We start from the raw sequence: 18159 nt of genomic DNA on the forward strand, positions 1-18159 counted from the left end.
GCTCCAGCCCTCTGGAGCTTTTCGCAGGCCCGAGGACGCTCGAAAGCGCCGGAGGGCCGGCGCACTCCAAGACGCTGCCGCGCTTCTTTCATTCCAGGGTATCAACGACATCATCCCGTTATCACCCGACTCGTGGGTAAAGTTTGGCGGAGTACTGCGGGCTCGGAGGCACCCGGTGTGCACCGCGCTCAGCGGATCTGGTCGTGGTGAATCATGGTCACACGCCAGCCCCACGGCCAGGGCCCGGGATTGCTCCAGTGGAAGATCCACGGCTCGGTCAGTTGATTCACGTGACCCAGCACGAGCTGGCTGTAGCCGATGCCGTTGCCTGACAGGCGGATTTTGGTGGAGACCATTCCCTGCCCTTTCGCGGCGCGGATGGTGGTCTCTTCACTCATCACGGTCAGCGTGTAAAAGCCACCGAGATACTTTTTGGCGTCCTCGACCGCGGTCTCGCGCGTGTGACTGTAGGCGTCCGAGTAGTTCTCGGCCAGGAACTCCTTCACCTCGTCCCAATCGCGTTCTTCGACCGCTTGGATGAAATCCATCTGCGCGGCCAGCACCTGGGTTTGCGGTGAACGCAGGAAATAGAAAGCGCCATTGATGACCGCGACGATCAGCACGACCTGAAGCGAAAGACGAAGGATGCGGCGTCTGTCCATGGGCGTCAGAGCAGGGCCAACTGGCCGTTTTCTTCGACAGGAGCGAAACAGAAACTCACCGTCGTGGCCCGCCGGCGGCGGACGACTTCGATGGTGGGCGTGGGCTTGTGACGCTCGGCGCAGAGGACGCGGGCCTCCTGGGCTCCCGCCGAATCCAGGGCCTGGCGGACATAGCGGCAGGCGACCGCCGGATCGTTGCAATCGTCGCTCAAGTGCCCCAACACGACGTGGCTGAGTCCGGGATGCGCCACTTCGCGCACCAGTTCGGCCGCCTGCTCGTTCGAAAGATGGCCGTGGCGCGAGCTGATGCGCTGTTTCGTGCTCCAGGGCCGTTTCGTATCGTTCTCGAGCAGTTGCGTGTCGTAGTTGGCCTCGATGAAGAGGCTGTCGGAGTTTTTGAGCCGGTCCTTGATGAGATTGGTGACAAATCCGACGTCGCTCAGGACCCCGAGCCGCGAGTCCTCGTCGGCGATGACAAAGCCGACCGGATCGACCGCGTCATGTGGCACCGGGAAGGACTCGATGCGCAAATCCTGGAAGTCGAAGGCCGCGCCGGTGCTCATCACGCGCCACGGCGGGGCTTTTTTGAAGCCCAGGCTGCCGACGAGAGTCTCCTGGGTCAGGGCGGTGCAGAACAGCGGGATGGAACGCTTCCGGCTCAGCACCTCGATGCCGCCCGTGTGGTCCTGGTGCTCGTGCGTCAGGAGGATGCCGTCCAGCCGGTCGAGCGCGAAACCGCAGGCCTCCAGGCGCAGGCAGATCTGCTTCGCGCTGAGGCCGGCGTCGAGCAGCAGCGTGGTGTGTTCCGTCGAGATGACGGCGCAGTTCCCCGAACTGCCGCTGCCGAGAATTGTGAGTCGCACCATGGTCCTGTTTTAGCGGCTGGGGCCTGACGATGCAAGATGTCTGCCGAGCGGCTTTCTCGATGATCCAGACGTTAAAATGAAGCAGCAACTTGGCAGGCAGAATGCTGGTTGATTTACCCCCCGGGCTGGCCTAAATCCCGCCCCCCTTTTGTACCAAAAATGAGAAATCACGGACTCCCCCCGAAACAAGGCCTCTATGATCCGCAGTTCGAGCACGACGCGTGTGGCGTCGGCTTTGTTTGCCATATGAAGGGGAAGAAATCTCACAAGATCGTGGCCGATGCGCTGCAGATTCTGGAAAATCTGGACCACCGTGGAGCCTGCGTGGAAGAGAATACCGGGGACGGGGCGGGCATCCTGCTGCAAGTGCCGCACAAGTTCCTGGTGAAGGTGGCGAAAGCGGCGGGGTTTGACCTGCCGGCGGCCTGTCAGTATGGCGTGGCGAATGTGTTCACCACTCGCGGTGGCGATTCGTGGGCCAAAACGAAGGAAACCTTTGAAAAAGTGGCGGCGGCGGAAGGAATGCCGGTCCTTGGCTGGCGTGAGCTGCCGGTGGATAACTCCACGCTGGGCAAGTCGGCGAAGGCGAGCGAGCCGCTGGTGCGCCAGGTGTTTGTGAAGCGTCATGCGTCGGCGCTGGATGATCTTTCCTTTGAGCGGAAGCTCTATGTGCTGCGCAAGGTGGCTCACAATGCCATCCGTGTCGCCAAAGTGGACCCGGTGTGGTATGCGCCGAGCTTTTCCTGCCGCACGCTGGTTTATAAGGGCATGCTCACGCCGATGCAGGTCGGTGGTTACTACCTCGATCTGGCTGATGAGGACATGGAGTCGGCGCTGGCGCTGGTGCACAGCCGTTTCTCGACGAATACCTTCCCGAACTGGGAGCGCTCGCATCCGTATCGCTACATCGCGCACAATGGCGAAATCAACACGCTGCGTGGCAACATCAACTGGATGCTCGCGCGTCAGTCGCTGTTCGCGTCGGAGCTGTTTGGCGATGACATTCAGAAGATCAAGCCGGTGATCAATGTGGATGGCTCGGACTCGACGATCTTTGACAACTGCCTCGAACTCCTCGTGCTGAGCGGTCGCTCGTTGCCGCACGCGATGATGATGATGATTCCGGAGCCGTGGAGCGGCCACGAGTCGATGAGCGAGTCGAAAAAGGCCTTCTACGAATACCACAGCTGCCTGATGGAGCCTTGGGATGGCCCTGCATCCGTGGCGTTCACCGATGGCACGATGATGGGGGCGACGCTGGATCGCAATGGTCTGCGTCCGTCGCGCTACTATGTGACGCATGATGATCTCGTGATCATGGGCTCGGAAGCGGGCGTTTTGCCGGTCGATCCGGCGAATGTGAAGCTCAAGGGCCGTTTGCAGCCGGGCAAGATGTTCATCGTGAACATGGAAGAAGGCCGCATCGTGCCGGACGACGAGATCAAAGAGAAGATCGCCGCCGAGAAGCCTTACCGTGAGTGGCTCGACAAGAACCTGGTGAAGCTGGCCGACATCGCTGACGGTGCTCCTGCGCCGCTGCCGGACCACGAGACGATGCTGAAGCGCCAGCAGGCCTTTGGTTACACCTGGGAAGACCTCCGCATGCTGATGGTGCCGATGGCACGCGATGGCGTGGAGGCGATTGGCTCGATGGGCACGGACATCCCGATCGCGGTGCTCTCGAACAAGGCCAAATTGCTTTACGACTACTTCAAGCAGCTCTTCGCGCAGGTGACGAACCCGCCGATTGACTGCATCCGCGAGGAAATCGTCACGTCGCCCGTCACGACCATCGGTCGCGAGGGCAACCTGCTCGATCCGAAGCCGGAAAGCTGCCATTTGATCGAGCTGAAGACGCCGATCCTCAGCAATGAGGAGCTCGCGAAGCTCAAAGGCATCGCCAGCGGCGAATTTGCCTCCGCGACGCTCGACATCACCTTTGACCCGAAAAAGGGCGCGAAGGGCCTCGAAGCCGCGATGGACGCTCTTTGCGCCCAGGCGGACGATTTGATCAAACAGGGCCGCAACATCCTCATTTTGACGGATCGCGGTGTTTCGGCCGATAAGGCTCCGATCCCGGCTTTGCTGGCCGTGGGCGGTCTGCATCATCATTTGATCCGCAAGGGCACCCGCACGCAGTGCGACATCGTGCTCGAGTCCGGTGAACCGCGTGAAGTGCATCACTTCTGCACGCTGATCGGCTTCGGCTGCGGCGCGATCAATCCTTACCTCGCCTTTGAAACGCTCGACGACATGATCCGCCAGGGTCTGCTCGTGAACGTGGACCACAAGAAGGCGGTTTATAACTTCATCAAGGCCGCCACGAAGGGCGTCATCAAAGTCGCGTCGAAGATCGGTATCTCCACGATGCAGAGCTATCGCGGTGCGCAGATCTTTGAAGCCGTCGGCCTCAGCAAGAGCGTGGTGGACAAGTATTTCACCTGGACCGCCACCCGTGTGGAAGGCAGCGACATCAATGTGATCGCCGAAGAAGCCATCCAGCGCCACATGCGCGGCTTCCCGGATCGCGACTCGCAGGTGCATGCGCTCGACGTGGGCGGTGACTATCAGTGGCGCAAGGAAGGTGAAGCCCACCTTTTCAACCCGCTGACGATCCACACGCTGCAAAAAGCGGTGCGCACGGGCAATTACGACACCTTCAAGCAATACACCGCGCTGGTGAACACGCAGGTGAAGCAGTTCTACACGCTGCGTGGCCTGCTCGACTTCAAGGCGCAGACTCCGGTGCCGATCGAAGAGGTCGAGAGCGTCGAAAGCATCATGAAGCGCTTCAAAACGGGCGCGATGAGCTACGGCTCCATCTCCAGCGAAGCGCATGAAGCGCTCGCCATCGCCATGAACCGCGTGGGCGGCAAATCGAACACCGGTGAAGGTGGCGAAGACCCCGCCCGCTACACTTGGACGAATGAAAAAGGCGATTCGAAGAACTCGGCGATCAAGCAGGTCGCATCGGGTCGCTTTGGCGTCACGAGCCTCTATTTGAGCCAGGCACGCGAAATCCAGATCAAGATGGCCCAGGGCGCGAAGCCCGGTGAAGGCGGCCAGCTTCCTGGATCGAAGGTGTATCCCTGGATCGCCAAGGTGCGCGGCTCCACGCCGGGCGTCGGCCTCATCTCGCCGCCTCCGCATCATGACATCTACTCCATCGAGGACCTTGCCCAGCTCATCCACGACCTGAAGAACGCGAACCGCGAGGCCCGCATCAGCGTGAAGCTCGTCTCCGAAGTCGGCGTCGGCACCATCGCTGCCGGCGTGGCGAAGGCGCACTCGGATGTCGTGCTCATCTCCGGTTACGATGGCGGCACCGGCGCCTCGCCGCAGACCTCCGTGAAGCACGCGGGCCTGCCGTGGGAACTCGGCCTCGCTGAAACGCATCAGACTTTGCTCCTGAACAACCTGCGCTCGAAGATCGTCGTCGAGGCCGATGGCCAGATGAAAACCGGCCGCGATGTCGTCATCGCCGCGCTGCTCGGCGCGGAGGAGTTCGGCTTTGCCACCGCTCCGCTCGTCACGCTCGGCTGCATCATGATGCGCGTCTGCCATTTGAATACCTGCCCCGTCGGCGTTGCCACACAGGACCCGCAGCTGCGTGCGAAGTTTAGCGGCGATCCGGAACATGCGGCGAACTTCATGCGCTTTATCGCCCAGGAAGTGCGCGAGCTCATGGCGCAGCTCGGTTTCAGAAAGCTGGAGGAGATGGTCGGCCGCGTGGACGTGCTCGAGCCTCGTCAGGCCGTCGATCACTGGAAAGCGCGCGGCATTGACCTCAGCAATCTGCTTTACCGTCCGAATGTCGGCCCTGAAGTCGGCACCTTCTGCACCGAGAAGCAGGATCACGGCATCGAGAAGAGCCTCGACATCACGACGCTGCTCGACCTGTGCAAACCGGCCATCGAGAAGGGCGAAAAAGTCAGCGCCACGCTGCCGATCCGCAACGTCAACCGCACGGTCGGCACCATCCTCGGCAACGAGATCACCAAGAAGCATTGGCATGGCCTGCCGGACGACACCGTGCACCTCAAGTTCAACGGCAGCGCGGGCCAGAGCTTCGGCGCCTTCATTCCGAAGGGCGTCACGCTCGAGATCTCCGGAGATGCCAATGACTACGTCGGCAAGGGCATGAGCGGAGGCCGCATCATCGTCTATCCGCCGGAAGGCAGCACCTTTGCCGCCGAGGAAAACATCATCGCGGGCAACACCGCGCTCTACGGCGCCACCGGCGGCCAGCTCTTCCTCCGCGGCGTCGCGGGCGAACGCTTCGCCGTGCGCAACAGCGGCGTCGATGCCGTCGTCGAAGGCGTGGGCGACCACGGCTGCGAATACATGACCGGCGGACGCGTCGTCGTGCTCGGCACCACGGGCCGCAACTTCGCCGCGGGCATGTCCGGCGGCATCGCCTACGTGCTCGATGAGAAGGGCGACTTCAAAACACGCTGCAACACCAGCATGAGCGACCTCTTCGCCCTCGAAGACCAGGCCGAGATCGACAGCCTCTACGAGCTGATCAAGCAGCACGCCGAGGCCACGAAGAGCCAGAAGGCCTTCAAGGTGCTCGCGCTGTGGGAGCAGAGCGTGAAGCAGTTCGTCAAAGTCCTGCCGCGCGACTACGCCCGCGTGCTCAAAGCCCTCGACAAGGCCAAAGCCGACGGCCTCACCGGCGACGACGCTCTCATCGCCGCCTTTGAATCCAACTCGAAGGACGCCTCCCGCGTCGGCGGAGGTTAATTCCCGGTCTGAAAACGCACCACCGAGACAGACTCACGCATCACTCCTCACGCATCATTTTTTAGACCATGGGAAAACCAACCGGCTTCATCGAATTCACCCGCGAACTGCCCGCCGACCGCGATCCGCTCGAGCGCATCAAGGACTGGAAGGAATTTCATCTTCACCTGTCCGAAGACCGCCTCAAAAAGCAGGGCGCCCGCTGCATGGACTGCGGCATCCCCTTCTGCCACAGCGGCACGCTCATCAGCGGCATGGCCTCCGGCTGCCCGATCAACAACATCATCCCCGAGTGGAATGATCTCGTCTATCGCGGCCTCTGGAAGGAAGCCCTCGACCGCCTCCACAAGACCAACAACTTCCCCGAGTTCACCGGCCGCGTCTGCCCCGCCCCGTGCGAAGGCTCCTGCGTGCTCGGCATTCACGAGCCGCCGGTCACGATCAAGAACATCGAGGTCAGCATCATCGACAAAGGCTGGGACGAAGGCTGGGTGAAGCCCGAGCCGCCTGAAAAGCGCACCGGCAAAAAAGTCGCCGTTATTGGCTCCGGCCCCGCCGGCCTCAGCGCCGCCGCGCAGCTCAACAAAGCCGGCCACACCGTCACCGTCTTCGAGCGTGCCGACCGTCCCGGCGGCCTCCTCATGTATGGCATCCCCAACATGAAGCTCGACAAGAAGGACGTCGTCCTCCGCCGCGTGAAGCTGCTCGAAGACGAAGGCGTCACCTTCAAGTGCAACGTCAACGTCGGCACCGACATCACCGCCGAGCAGCTCCGCAAAGACTTCGACGCCATCATCGTCGCCACCGGAGCCACCAAGCCGCGTGATCTGCCGATCCCTGGCCGCGAATTGAAGGGCATCCACTTCGCCATGGACTTCCTCACGGCGAATACCAAGGCCGTGCTCGATCCGGGCAAGGAATACATCACCGCCGACAAAAAAGACGTCGTCATCATCGGCGGTGGCGACACCGGCACCGACTGCGTCGGCACCAGCGTCCGTCACGGCTGCACGACCGTCACGCAGCTCGAAATCATGGCCAAACCGCCCATGACCCGCGCCGCGAACAATCCGTGGCCCGAATGGCCCAAGACCTACAAGATGGACTACGGCCAGGAAGAAGCCGCCGCCAAGTTCGGCGACGATCCCCGCGTCTATCTCACCACCGCCACCCACTTCGAAGGCGATGAAAACGGCAACGTGAAAGCCGTCCACGTCGTCGATGTCGAGTGGAAGAAGGACGACAAAGGCAACTTCGGCCCGCAGAAGGTCGCCGGCACCGAAAAAGTCCTCCCCGCGCAGCTCGTCCTGCTCGCCATGGGCTTCCTCGGCCCTGAGCAGCCCCTCATCGAGGCCCTCAAGCTCGAAACCGACCCCCGCAGCAACATCAAAGCCGAGCACGAGAAATACACCACCAGCATCCCCGGCGTCTTCGCCTGCGGCGACTGCCGCCGTGGTCAATCCCTCGTCGTCTGGGCCTTCAACGAAGGCCGCGGAGCTGCTAGAGAATGCGACCGTTTCTTGATGGGTGCGACGAGCTTGCCGTAAACAACCCGCTATCAATTCAGAGAGCGTCCTCAGCAACGGGGACGCTCTTTTGCTTTTGGAATGACAATCTCGTGCGCCTTTCGCTAGCATGCGGCCATGAGAAGGTACGCTCTTCGTTTCATCCTGCTGATGCTTCCCATCAGCATATCCTGCATCCATGTGATCGATGCACCTTACCCCGTGAAGGAGGACCGCAAAGAGGCGCTGTTGTTCGAGGAGGATGGATTGAGCCACCTCGTGGTGCGCACGCGGATTTCGAGCCCCGAACTCCCGCGCAGCCTGGCATGGGTCATCCCCACACCACGCGTTCCAGTGATCGTGAAAGAAGAGTCAGCTGATCTCTTTCCGCAGCTCTACAAACTCATGCCCGACCGTGTTCAAGTCACCCCGAGCCTCTACAGCTTCCTGCCATCATGTTCGACGTTGCCAATGCCTCAGCAGGCCATTGTCGTTCACCAAGCCCAGTCCACCGAGCACTACACAACTCAGGTCATTGAGATTCGCTCGGACAATGCCAGCGCGGCATTGAACGCATGGCTCGTCAAAAATGGCTTTTCACCCGTGCCTGAGCAAAGCCAGCGCCATTACCTCATTCCCGGTCGGGCCTTCGTGTGTGTGAAGATAAGAAAGCTGCCTGAAGGCACAGCGGCTCAAATCCCTCCTGTCCATCTGGCGTGGCAAGGCAACGAAGCCACTCTGCCGCTCAAATTCTCCTCTCACAGCGGTGTCTTTGATGTGGATCTGTATGTGCTCTCCCAAAAGCGTCTGAGTTCCGATCAGTTCGCAAAATGGCGATTTCGAAGGGTTGGCGAAGCCGCCGTGCCTGGCTCACCGGTCGAACGTAGATTGAAAGAGTTGGCTGGTCCGCATTCGACCGTCACGCGCTACCACGCCAAAGCCTTCAACAGTTCGGGACACGAAGTAACTCGGCTGGAAGATGATCCGAACATCCATTTGGAGTCGCTAAGGTGATGACACATGAGCCGGGGCAGAGTTTTTTCTCGTTTTGCCTCCAAGTCAGATGTTTTAGCCTTCGGCCATGATTTTGACTCTCCCAGACGAACCCGCCCTCGCTGCGTTTCGCGAGGATCAACTGCGGCTGGAACTCGCGTGTGCGCTGTATTCGACCCGAGGCGTCTCACGAGGACTGGCGGCCAAACTGGCTGGCATGGAGGCCGAGGCGTTTGAAGCCGAATTGCATGCCCGAAGCATCGCCAACGGCCTGAAGCCGACTGATCTCGATGCCGACTTGGCCGTCTTTGACAAACTGCTCAAGGCGTGATCGTCATCACTGTGATCGTTGATCAACGTGCGGGAGAGCTTCCTTGAAGGCTGCCATCACTTCTCCTTCATCTTTTTCTTCTTCTCGCGCTTCTGCTCCTTCTTTTCCTCGCCGCCGCCGACCGGCTGTTGGTTGGTTTTGGGCATGAAGGCGGCTAATTGGGCCTTGGTGTCGTTGTATTGCGGGTCTTTGGCCAAATTGGTCCATTCGTTGGGATCGGTGGCTTCGTTGTAGAGTTCCTCGTCGCCGTTGGCGTAGCGGATGTGGCGCCAGCCTTCGTTTCGGACGGCGTGGTTGTTGAACTTGAAAGTCGTCATCGCCGGTTGGTCCCAGGCGGCGGTGGAATCGGCGAGGAGCGGCTTGATGCTCGGGCCTTCGAGGTGCGCGGGCCGTGGCAGGCCGCACACATCCATGAGCGTGGGGTAGATGCTCATGAAATCGACCGTGCGCTCGCAGATGCTGCCGGGCTTCGTCAATCCGGGGACGACCCACAGCAGCGGCGCACGCGTGGCCTCCTCCCAGAGGGCAAATTTCCGCCAGTGATGCTTTTCACCGAGATGCCAGCCGTGGTCGCACCAGAAGACGATGAGGGTGTTGTCCTTGTGCGGTGACTTGTCGTAGGCATCGAGCAGGCGGCCGATGTTCATGTCCGTGTAGGCGATCGCCGCGAGGTAGCCCTGAATGGCCTCCTTCCAGCGACCGGAGTCGAGGATGTCTTTGTGGTCGCCTCCCGGCTTCGCCATCGCCACGCCTGCGGGCGGAATGTCGGCCAGATCGTCCTCTTTATAGGGCGGCAGCTTGATGTCGGCAGCGGGGAACTTGTCATACCACTTCTGCGGCACGTTCCAGGGCATGTGCGGCTTGTGCAGGCCCACGGCGAGGAAGAAGGGCCTGTCATGCGCTTTGCCGAGCTGCTCGATGCCGTAGTCGGTGATCTTGTAGTCCGGCAAATCGCTGTCCTCGCAGTCCAGCGGCGCGAATTTGATGCCGCCGACGCCATCGTCCTTCGCGTTCTTCGAGAGCTTCTTCTCCGCCTTGCCGCCGCCTTCGTTGTCCATGTAGTCGTCCCACTCCTCGCGGCGCTTGTAGGACTCGTGGTAGATCTTGCCCGCGCCGCAGACGAAGTAGCCGCCGTTGCGGAAGGCCGTCGTGAGCGGCTTGTCCATCGGGATGGCGAGCCGCCAGTCGTTGTTGTTGTCGTAAACCCCGGTCGTGGACGGCCGCATGCCGCTCATCAGCGCCGCCCGCGATGGATTGCACACCGGCGCGGCGCAGTAGCTGCGCGTGAACGCCGTGCCCATCTTCGCGAGGCGGTCGATGTTCGGCGTCACGGTCTGCGTGTTGTGATTCAAATAGCCCACCCAGTCCCGCAGATCGTCGATGGCGATGAAGAGCACGTTCGGCTTCTTCGCATCGGCGGCGGTGAGGGGAAGGCTGGTGAAAAGCAGGCCCAGGGTCAGCAGGAGTCGTTTCATGGCCCGTGAACAGGGCGGCGATCCTCGTTCTTAGCGCCAAAATCCCGCCAGCAGCTTTTCTGTGGCATCGCCGACACATTCCGAGCATCATCCCGGCCCGATTGTCTCCCATGCGCATGCGTTTTGTCATTTTGACCGCCCTTTTCCTGCCCCTTTGCGCTCTGGCGCAGGAGCAGATCGCGATCGGGGGCAAGCGTTTCGAGCGGTCTGCGGCCCAAACCGGCAAGCGTGGCGAATGGGTGCTGTACGAGAAGGGAGCGCCGAAGAACGAAGGAACCCGGCGCTGGCTGACCCGGCGGGTGCTGGTCGAATTGAAACCCGGCAGCAACGCGACCGCCTTGCGCGGCCTCGCGGGCGTCGCCGGCGTCTCTGATCGCGGCAAATACGCCGTGGTGGACTTCGCAGGAAGGCCTGATGCGGCGATCGACGGTGCCACCGCGCTGCAAAAGCTGCCTGTGGTGCGCTCCGCCCAGCCGCTGCTGGCGCGGCAGTGGTCCCGCCGTTTCATTCCGGACGATCCTCTGTTCGGCTACAGCGCTGCGAACGCCGGCTATCAGTGGCACCTGCGCAACACGGGCGAAAACGGCGCGACTACAGGCATCGACGTGAACGTGGTTTCCGCATGGGACAGCTACAAGGGCGCTGGCATTCGCATCGGGATCGTGGACGACGGCCTGCAGGTCGCGCATCCGGACCTCGCCCCGAATGCCGACCTCCTCAACGACTACGACTTCAATGACCTGGACGATGACCCATCGCCAGGCGCGGAGGACTTTCACGGCACCGCCTGCGCCGGTGTGGCGGCGGCACGGGGGAACAATGGCCTGGGCGTCAGCGGCGTCGCGCCTGAGGCGACGCTGGTGGGTCTGCGGCTCATCGCGGCACCCACCACGGATGCCGACGAGGCGGACGCGATCGCCCACGCCAAAGACATCATCGACCTCAAGAGCAACAGTTGGGGCCCGTTTGACAGCGCCTTCGGTGCCTACGGTCCCGGACCCCTGAGCCATGCGGCCATCCTTGATGCGGTAACGACTGGACGCGGTGGAAAAGGCACCGTTTTCCTGTGGGCGGCCGGCAACGGTAACTACAGCGGCGATGATTCAAACTACGATGGCTGGGCAAACACGCCCCAGGCCATCGCCGTCTCCGCGATCAACGACAAAGGCCGCGCCTCCTGGTATAGCGAACCCGGAGCGAACATCCTGGTCTGCGCTCCTTCAAACGGCGGGAAACAAGGGGTGACCACCACGGACCGCAGCGGTGCAGACGGCTACAACGAAGACGGCGGCACAGTGGAGCACCCCGACTTCACCGACACCGACTACACGAACACCTTTGGCGGCACTTCGTCAGCCACGCCCGCCGCAGCGGGCGTGATCGCGCTGATGCTCCAGGCAAACCCGAATCTCACATATCGCGACGTGCAGGAGATCCTCGTGCGCACCGCCAAGCAGAATGACCCGTTCGACGGCGACTGGGTGACCAATGGAGCGGGTTTTCACTTCAACATCCGCTACGGAGCCGGTCTGGTGAATGCGCAGGCCGCCACCAGCATGGCGGTGGGCTGGACACCCGTGGCCCCGCTGGAGACGAAGAGCTACACGCAGACCGCCCTGGCCCAGCCGATCCCGGACGCCGATGTGAGCGGCACTTCCCGCACCTTCACCGTGCCGGCTGCTGACAATCTGCGGCTGGAACACGTCCTGGTAAAAGTGAAGGCCACGCATCCCTACGCGGGGAATCTGGAGTGGCGTCTGACCTCTCCCAGCGGGGTGAAAGTGCGGCTGGCACGGGCGCGCTTCAATGACACCTCCGCCAACCTCGACTGGACGTTCATGACCACCCATTACTGGGGCGAGCGATCCGAGGGCGAGTGGAAACTGGAGGTCTTTGACCGCATGATCGACTACACAGGCACCTTGGACGACGTGACGATCACCTTCCAAGGCACCGCCACCAGCCCAGCCCTGCCAAAGCCGGTCATCACCTCAAACTGGATCATCGTGGGCCGTGAAGGCTGGGAGCTAACGCATCAGATCACCGCCTCGAACTTCGCTACCAGCTTCAACGCCGGCCGCTACTTTTACCCTGGACTGCCCGCAGGTCTCACCCTGAATCCCATCACGGGAATGATCACCGGCACGCCGACCGAGACCGGGCTCTTCGACGCCTACCAAAGCGCCACCAACGCGACCGGCACCACGGAAGAGTTCGCCTACTTTTACATCCTCGCCGCCACGCCGGCGCTCTCCACCGCCGTGGAGCAGCCGCCCACGACGAAGATCATCCCGTTCGGCTTTGGCGATCCCATTTTGCAATCTGCCGTCACGCACGATGGCGTGGATGCGATCGAGACGGCCGCTGTCGAGGACGAGGAGTACTCTGGCATTGAGTTCACCGTGAACGGCCCGGCGCGGCTGGAATTCCAGTGGAAGGTGTCTTCCGAAAAGAACTACGACTACCTCGTCCTCACCGTGGACGGTTATGTCCGCGACTACATCACCGGCGAGACGGACTGGACACTCTCCTCCACCGATCTCGGCGATGGACCGCACAACGTGGACATCTACTACTCGAAGGACGAGGCCACCGTGAAGGGCCAGGACAAAGGCTGGATCGACGAGATCGTCATCACACCGATCAACACCGCTCCGGTGGTGGAACTGGTCACCGTGGAGGCCTACCTGGGCGTCTATTTCCGCCATCAAATCGAGGCCTCCAACGCCCCGGCCAGCTACGCGGCCGAAAACCTCCCGGCAGGCCTGTCGCTTCACCCATCCACGGGTCTGATCTACGGCAGCGTGGCCACCACAGGCGACTATCCGGTGATCATCCACGCCACCAACAGTTTCGGCACAGGCACCGAGACAATCATTCTTCACATCGGAACCGTCCCGGAAGGTCTCGCCGAGGCTCTGGACGCGCCTGCCCAGACCATCACCACCTCGGGCGACCTTTCGTGGGTGCCGCAGCAGCTTTACACCAGCGATGGCGACGACGCCGCCCGCAGCGGCCCGATCGGCAACCTCCAGCAAACCGTCATGACCACGGAGGTCACCGGCCCCTGCAAGCTGACCTTCTACTGGGGAGTCTCCTCCGAGGCGGACTACGACTTCCTGCGGTTCTACATCGATGATGTCGAAAAGGACGCCATCAGCGGCGAAGTCGGCTGGAGCCGCCAGAAATTCCTCATCCCACCCGGCACCCACACGCTGAAGTGGGCCTACATCAAAGACGACTTCACCGCCTCCGGCCTCGACTCCGGCTTCGTGGACCGTCTGGCGATGTCCCAGGACAGCGATGGCGATGGAATCTACGCCGACGATGAAACGTGGTTCGGCACCAGCGACAGCGACGTCAACAGCCGTCCGCAGTTCGTGCTCAGCCGAAACACCAGCACCACGCTTCAATTCCCCTCCGTGTCCGGCAATGACTACCGCATCGAGTACAGCGACGATTTGATCAAATGGACGCCCGTCATCATCACCGCCGCCGGAGCCAGCACCACCTGGACCGATCTCAATGCGGTGAACAAGACCCGCCGCTTCTACCGGGTCGTGATTCCGTGACCAATCTTGTGCTGCCGGTGCTCGTCTCGAAAACTTGTGAAACACTTTTCCGGCCGGCGCACATGCACAGGTGGCCATGAATGCATCAAACTGCCCGATCTGCTCAAAACCTCTCCCGGCTGATGCGCCCCAAGGCATCTGTCCTTCCTGCCTGCTCCAGCAGGCCATGCACGGCGCTGAGTCGGCTCCACCCCTGCCGGAGCCTGAGCTGCAGGAACTCGCGGCGGCGTTTCCGCAGCTCGTGATCGAGGAAATGATCGGCCGCGGCGGCATGGGCCGCGTTTATCGAGCCCGGCAGCCGCACTTGAGCCGCATCGTCGCCCTCAAGGTGCTTTCCGCCGAACGTGCGGGCGATCCGGAATGGCTGGAACGCTTCAACCGCGAGGCACGCGCCCTCGCACGCCTCAGCCATCCGCACATCGTGCAGGTGTATGATTTTGGCGAAAAGCCCATGCCCTACCTCCTCATGGAGCACGTGGAGGGCGTGAACCTGCGCCAGGCCATGCAGCATGGCGGACTCACCGCACGGGAGGCCCTGACCATCGTGCCCACACTCTGTGACGCGCTGCACTATGCCCACGAGCACGATGTCCTGCATCGCGACATCAAACCCGAGAACATCCTCATCGACACCGACGGCCGCGTGAAACTCGTCGATTTCGGCCTCGCCAAACTTCGCGATGAAAGTGCCCTGCCCTTCACCCTCACGCAAAGCGGGGCCAAGCTTGGCACCCTGGCCTACATGGCTCCTGAACAGGTCGAAAAGCCCGCTGAAGTCGATCATCGCGCCGACATCTACAGCCTCGGCGTCGTCCTTTACGAGATGCTCACGGGCGAGCTGCCGCTCGGCCGCTTTCCGGCACCGAGCGAGGCCAGCGGTGTGGATGCACGGCTCGACGGAGTCGTGATGCGCACCTTGGAGAAGCAGAAGGACAAGCGATTCCAGACGGCGGAACAGATGAAATCCGGGCTCGAAGACGCCGCGCGCGGCAGGACACCGCGCCCGCCGCATTCCCAGCACCAGAAATGGGTGCGTTACTTGCTGGCCGCCATCGTCCTGCTGCTGGCCGCGCCGGCGGTCTTGATCATTTTCGGTCTTCTTTCCCACAAGCCCGCTCCCAAGCCCGTGGTGGACAAAAACCAGCAGGCACGAGCCGAATGGCAGCGGCGGCAGGAGGCGGACAGATCCATGCGGGACAAGTCGAACGAGTGGGTGGCCCGCGCCAGCAAGGCAGGCTCCAAGGCCGCGCAGGAGAGCGTGCTGAAGGAGATTCGTGAGGCATTGAAATCCACCGACGAAGCCACGCTTCGGGCCGCTTTGGCGGCCACCCAGGGCCTTCACCAGCTCGATTTCGATCGTGCGCCCTTCCGCGAACTGGCGCGGCAGAATCTGGCTTCCGAGTCTCCCGAGGTGCGCATCGGAGCCATGGGTGCGCTGATGACCTGCAACCCGGATGCTTCAGACGGCCCCCGGCTGCTCAAACTGATGCATGCCTGCACCGACGAGGAGATTGGTTCGATCCTTTTCGGCATTCGAACCGTCGCCGAAGGCGACTTTACCGGTGAATACGCAGGCCCGGTTCTCAGCCTTCTGGAGCGAGGCATGGCGGCCGCACAGAGAGATCAGGGAAACAATCCCGGCATCGACAGCCGCAGGATTCTCGGCGTCGTCTGGGGTTCCAAGGTCTCTCCCGAGATTGAGGCGAGGCTCATCGAGTGGTCCCATCTGGGCGAGGACAAGAACGGCAACTTCAGCGCCAGCAACTCCAACCTTGGCTACAACACGTTTTACCACGCGCTCAGCGTCCAGTCGAACAAGTCACGCGCGGCGGTGAAACGCATCCTCGAACTCGCCCATCATCCGGACACCACCAACATCGCGGGACGCTGTCTCTGGGGCTTGAACGGCACCGTTCCAGACAAGGCGGATCAAGCCCATGCCGCCACCGAGGTCATCAAGCTCCTGGGTCTCCGGAGTGATGACTATCTTTGGAAAAAAGGCCTGCTTCTTCTGCAGAACTGGTCCGGCGCGGAGCATCTCACCGCGCTTGGAGCCCTGGCGGCGTCAGAAACCCTGCCGCAGTCACGAAAAGAGGCGCTGAACCAGATCATCCGCACCGTCCGCGCCGCGCCATGATCGCCTCCACCGCCAACACCCGCTGGTCGCTTGTGCAGGAGGCGAAAGGCGACACACCCCAGGCACGCGCGGCTCTTCGTGAGCTTTGTGAGATCTACTACACTCCGGTTCACCACCAGATGCGGCGCTGGCTGAGGTCAGAGGACGAAGCCCGGGACACCACCCATGCCTTTTTCGCCCATCTGCTCGCAGGCGCGTCGCTGCATGCGGCGGATGAGGTCAAAGGGCGCTTTCGTTCCTACCTGTTCGGAGCCGCGCGGCACTTTTGGCTTCAACGCCAGCGTTCGGAATTCGCGGACATGCGTGGTGGTCGCTCAGATCCAGTGGCGCTCGACGATGCCGGAGCAGTGCCCGATGCCCGTCTGGCGCCCGACGCCGAGTTTGATCGCGCCTGGGCCTGCGCGCTGCTGAAACACACGCTCGACCAATTGGAGGCCGAGATGCAGGTTAACGGACGCGGCGAGGCCTTTGTCGTCTTGAAGCCCTGGCTGGCGGGTGACGCCACACACGGGGACACCCGCGCAGCGGCCCGGCAGCTCAACCTTTCAGAAACCGCCGTGCGCGTCCACGTCTCACGCCTGCGCAAACGGCTGCGTGGCATCCTCGAACAAGCCCTCGCCGACACGCTGGCACCCGGAGCGGACGCGCAACAGGAACTCCGCGAATTGATGGCCGCATTGCGCTGACTCACCTCATCCCAGACTTGCCAGAAACCGCCGGAAAAACGCCACGCCGTCCTCCAGATCGCTCACGGCGATGAATTCGTCCTTCGTATGGGCCTGGGCGATGCTGCCCGGACCGATGGCGATGGCCGGTGTGCCCGCCACCGCGAGGAAGGCGGCATCGCAGAACCACGGTGCGCCGGTCAGATCGCCTCCAGCGGCGATCAGCTTCTGCACAAAGGGATTCGCGGGATCGGTGTCGAGGTGGAAGGCCTCGCTGGCAACGGTCACATCCGCGGTTTCGTCGATGCGCTTCACGAAGTCGGTCAGCAGCGCCAGCGCACCGCCTGCGTGCTGCAATCCAGGCGTGGTGCGGATGTCCACGCGGAGTTTGCACGCGTCGGCGACGATGTTGCTGCGTGTGCCGCCATGGATCATGCCGAGATTGATCGTGCTGACGCCCAGCCATTCATCATCGCCGCCGGCTTCGGCCAGGATGTCGCGGAAATCCGTGTCCAGCGCCTCGACCAGACGCGCCATCTTCACAATCGCGTTCACGCCGAGTTCGGGCGTCGCACCATGCACGGCCACGCCGGTGGTGTGAATGTCGGCCCACAGGCAGCCTTTGTGGCGGAAGACCGTCTTCAGACTGGTCGGCTCGCCGATGATGGCGAGATCGTAGCGGCCATGGTGCTTCGCGAAGTGCTGGGAGCCGAGCTGGGCGCTCTCTTCCGACATGAAGCCGACAAAATGCACCTCCACCGGCAGATTTGGGATTTCATCCCGCATCTCATGCAGCGCCCACAGGAAGGACGCCATCGGTCCTTTGGTGTCGGAGGCTCCTCGGCCCCACACTTTACCATCCCGCAATTCACCACCGAAGGGATCGATCGTCATGCCGCCGACGCTGACCGTGTCCGTGTGCGGAGCGAAGAGGATGCGTGGCTTCGGTTTGCCATCGGCGCTCGGATTCGTGGGAAAACGGCCGATCACATTCGGCCTGCCGGGTTCCACTTCATCCAGAAAGGCCTCAGCGCCCGAAGCTTCGAGAAACTCCGCGATGAACCGCGCGCACTTCTCCTCGCCGATGCCGTCGGTGCCAGGATCGCCGTCGGGATTGACCGACGGGATGCGCACGAGAGCCTGGGTGAGTTCGACGACGTTCTTTGGGAGCGCGGGCATGGCCGCAGGAAGGCACAGCACCTGGCGC

The 18159-nt window shown here is 62.2% G+C and carries 11 protein-coding genes; 7 read left to right on the forward strand and 4 right to left on the reverse strand.

The window, feature by feature from the left end:
• Window positions 1–188: 188 nt before the first annotated feature.
• Window positions 189–662 (reverse strand): hypothetical protein, encoded by a 474-nt coding sequence (locus IAE77_RS07125; RefSeq protein WP_294223918.1) that lies wholly within the window; start codon window positions 660–662, stop codon window positions 189–191.
• Between the two features lie 5 nt (window positions 663–667).
• Window positions 668–1528 carry an MBL fold metallo-hydrolase gene (locus tag IAE77_RS07130; RefSeq protein ID WP_294223920.1) on the reverse strand — a complete coding sequence of 287 codons (861 nt, stop codon included), beginning with the start codon at window positions 1526–1528 and terminating at the stop codon, window positions 668–670.
• A 159-nt stretch (window positions 1529–1687) separates the two neighbouring features.
• Between IAE77_RS07130 and gltB the strand changes: the two genes are divergently transcribed.
• The 4 genes from gltB (at window position 1688) to IAE77_RS07150 (ending at window position 9103) form a co-directional block, all read left to right on the forward strand.
• The gene (gltB, locus tag IAE77_RS07135; RefSeq protein ID WP_294223925.1) at window positions 1688–6274 is read left to right on the forward strand and encodes a glutamate synthase large subunit; all 4587 of its coding nucleotides are present in this window, start codon (window positions 1688–1690) and stop codon (window positions 6272–6274) included.
• 68 nt (window positions 6275–6342) lie between these two features.
• Window positions 6343–7821 carry a glutamate synthase subunit beta gene (locus IAE77_RS07140; RefSeq protein WP_294223928.1) on the forward strand — a complete coding sequence of 493 codons (1479 nt, stop codon included), beginning with the start codon at window positions 6343–6345 and terminating at the stop codon, window positions 7819–7821.
• A 129-nt stretch (window positions 7822–7950) separates the two neighbouring features.
• The gene (locus IAE77_RS07145) at window positions 7951–8793 is read left to right on the forward strand and encodes a DUF2330 domain-containing protein (RefSeq protein ID WP_294223931.1); all 843 of its coding nucleotides are present in this window, start codon (window positions 7951–7953) and stop codon (window positions 8791–8793) included.
• A gap of 67 nt (window positions 8794–8860) precedes the next feature.
• Entirely contained in the window at window positions 8861–9103 is a 243-nt protein-coding gene (locus IAE77_RS07150) for a UPF0175 family protein (protein WP_294223934.1), read from the forward strand.
• A 56-nt stretch (window positions 9104–9159) separates the two neighbouring features.
• Here IAE77_RS07150 and IAE77_RS07155 read toward each other — a convergent pair whose 3' ends face one another.
• Window positions 9160–10578 (reverse strand): sulfatase, encoded by a 1419-nt coding sequence (locus tag IAE77_RS07155; RefSeq protein WP_294223937.1) that lies wholly within the window; start codon window positions 10576–10578, stop codon window positions 9160–9162.
• Window positions 10579–10688: 110 nt separating this feature from the next.
• Here IAE77_RS07155 and IAE77_RS07160 point away from each other — a divergent pair, with 110 nt between their 5' ends.
• The 3 genes from IAE77_RS07160 to IAE77_RS07170 all read left to right on the forward strand — a co-directional run bounded on the left by IAE77_RS07160 (window position 10689) and on the right by IAE77_RS07170 (window position 16973).
• Window positions 10689–14150: a S8 family serine peptidase gene (locus tag IAE77_RS07160; protein ID WP_294223940.1), complete on the forward strand. Its 3462-nt coding sequence runs from the start codon at window positions 10689–10691 to the stop codon at window positions 14148–14150.
• 76 nt (window positions 14151–14226) lie between these two features.
• The gene (locus tag IAE77_RS07165) at window positions 14227–16287 is read left to right on the forward strand and encodes a serine/threonine-protein kinase (protein WP_294223943.1); all 2061 of its coding nucleotides are present in this window, start codon (window positions 14227–14229) and stop codon (window positions 16285–16287) included.
• Complete coding sequence (locus tag IAE77_RS07170) at window positions 16284–16973, forward strand: sigma-70 family RNA polymerase sigma factor (protein WP_294223946.1); 690 nt, start codon at window positions 16284–16286, stop codon at window positions 16971–16973. Before IAE77_RS07165 ends, IAE77_RS07170 begins: the two co-directional genes overlap by 4 nt.
• A gap of 6 nt (window positions 16974–16979) precedes the next feature.
• On the opposite strand, the gene IAE77_RS07175 is transcribed toward IAE77_RS07170, so the two are convergent.
• Complete coding sequence (locus IAE77_RS07175; RefSeq protein ID WP_294223951.1) at window positions 16980–18131, reverse strand: M20 family metallopeptidase; 1152 nt, start codon at window positions 18129–18131, stop codon at window positions 16980–16982.
• Window positions 18132–18159 lie beyond the last annotated feature (28 nt).

It is taken from the genome of Prosthecobacter sp. (assembly GCF_014879935.1).
GTDB lineage: Bacteria > Verrucomicrobiota > Verrucomicrobiia > Verrucomicrobiales > Verrucomicrobiaceae > Prosthecobacter.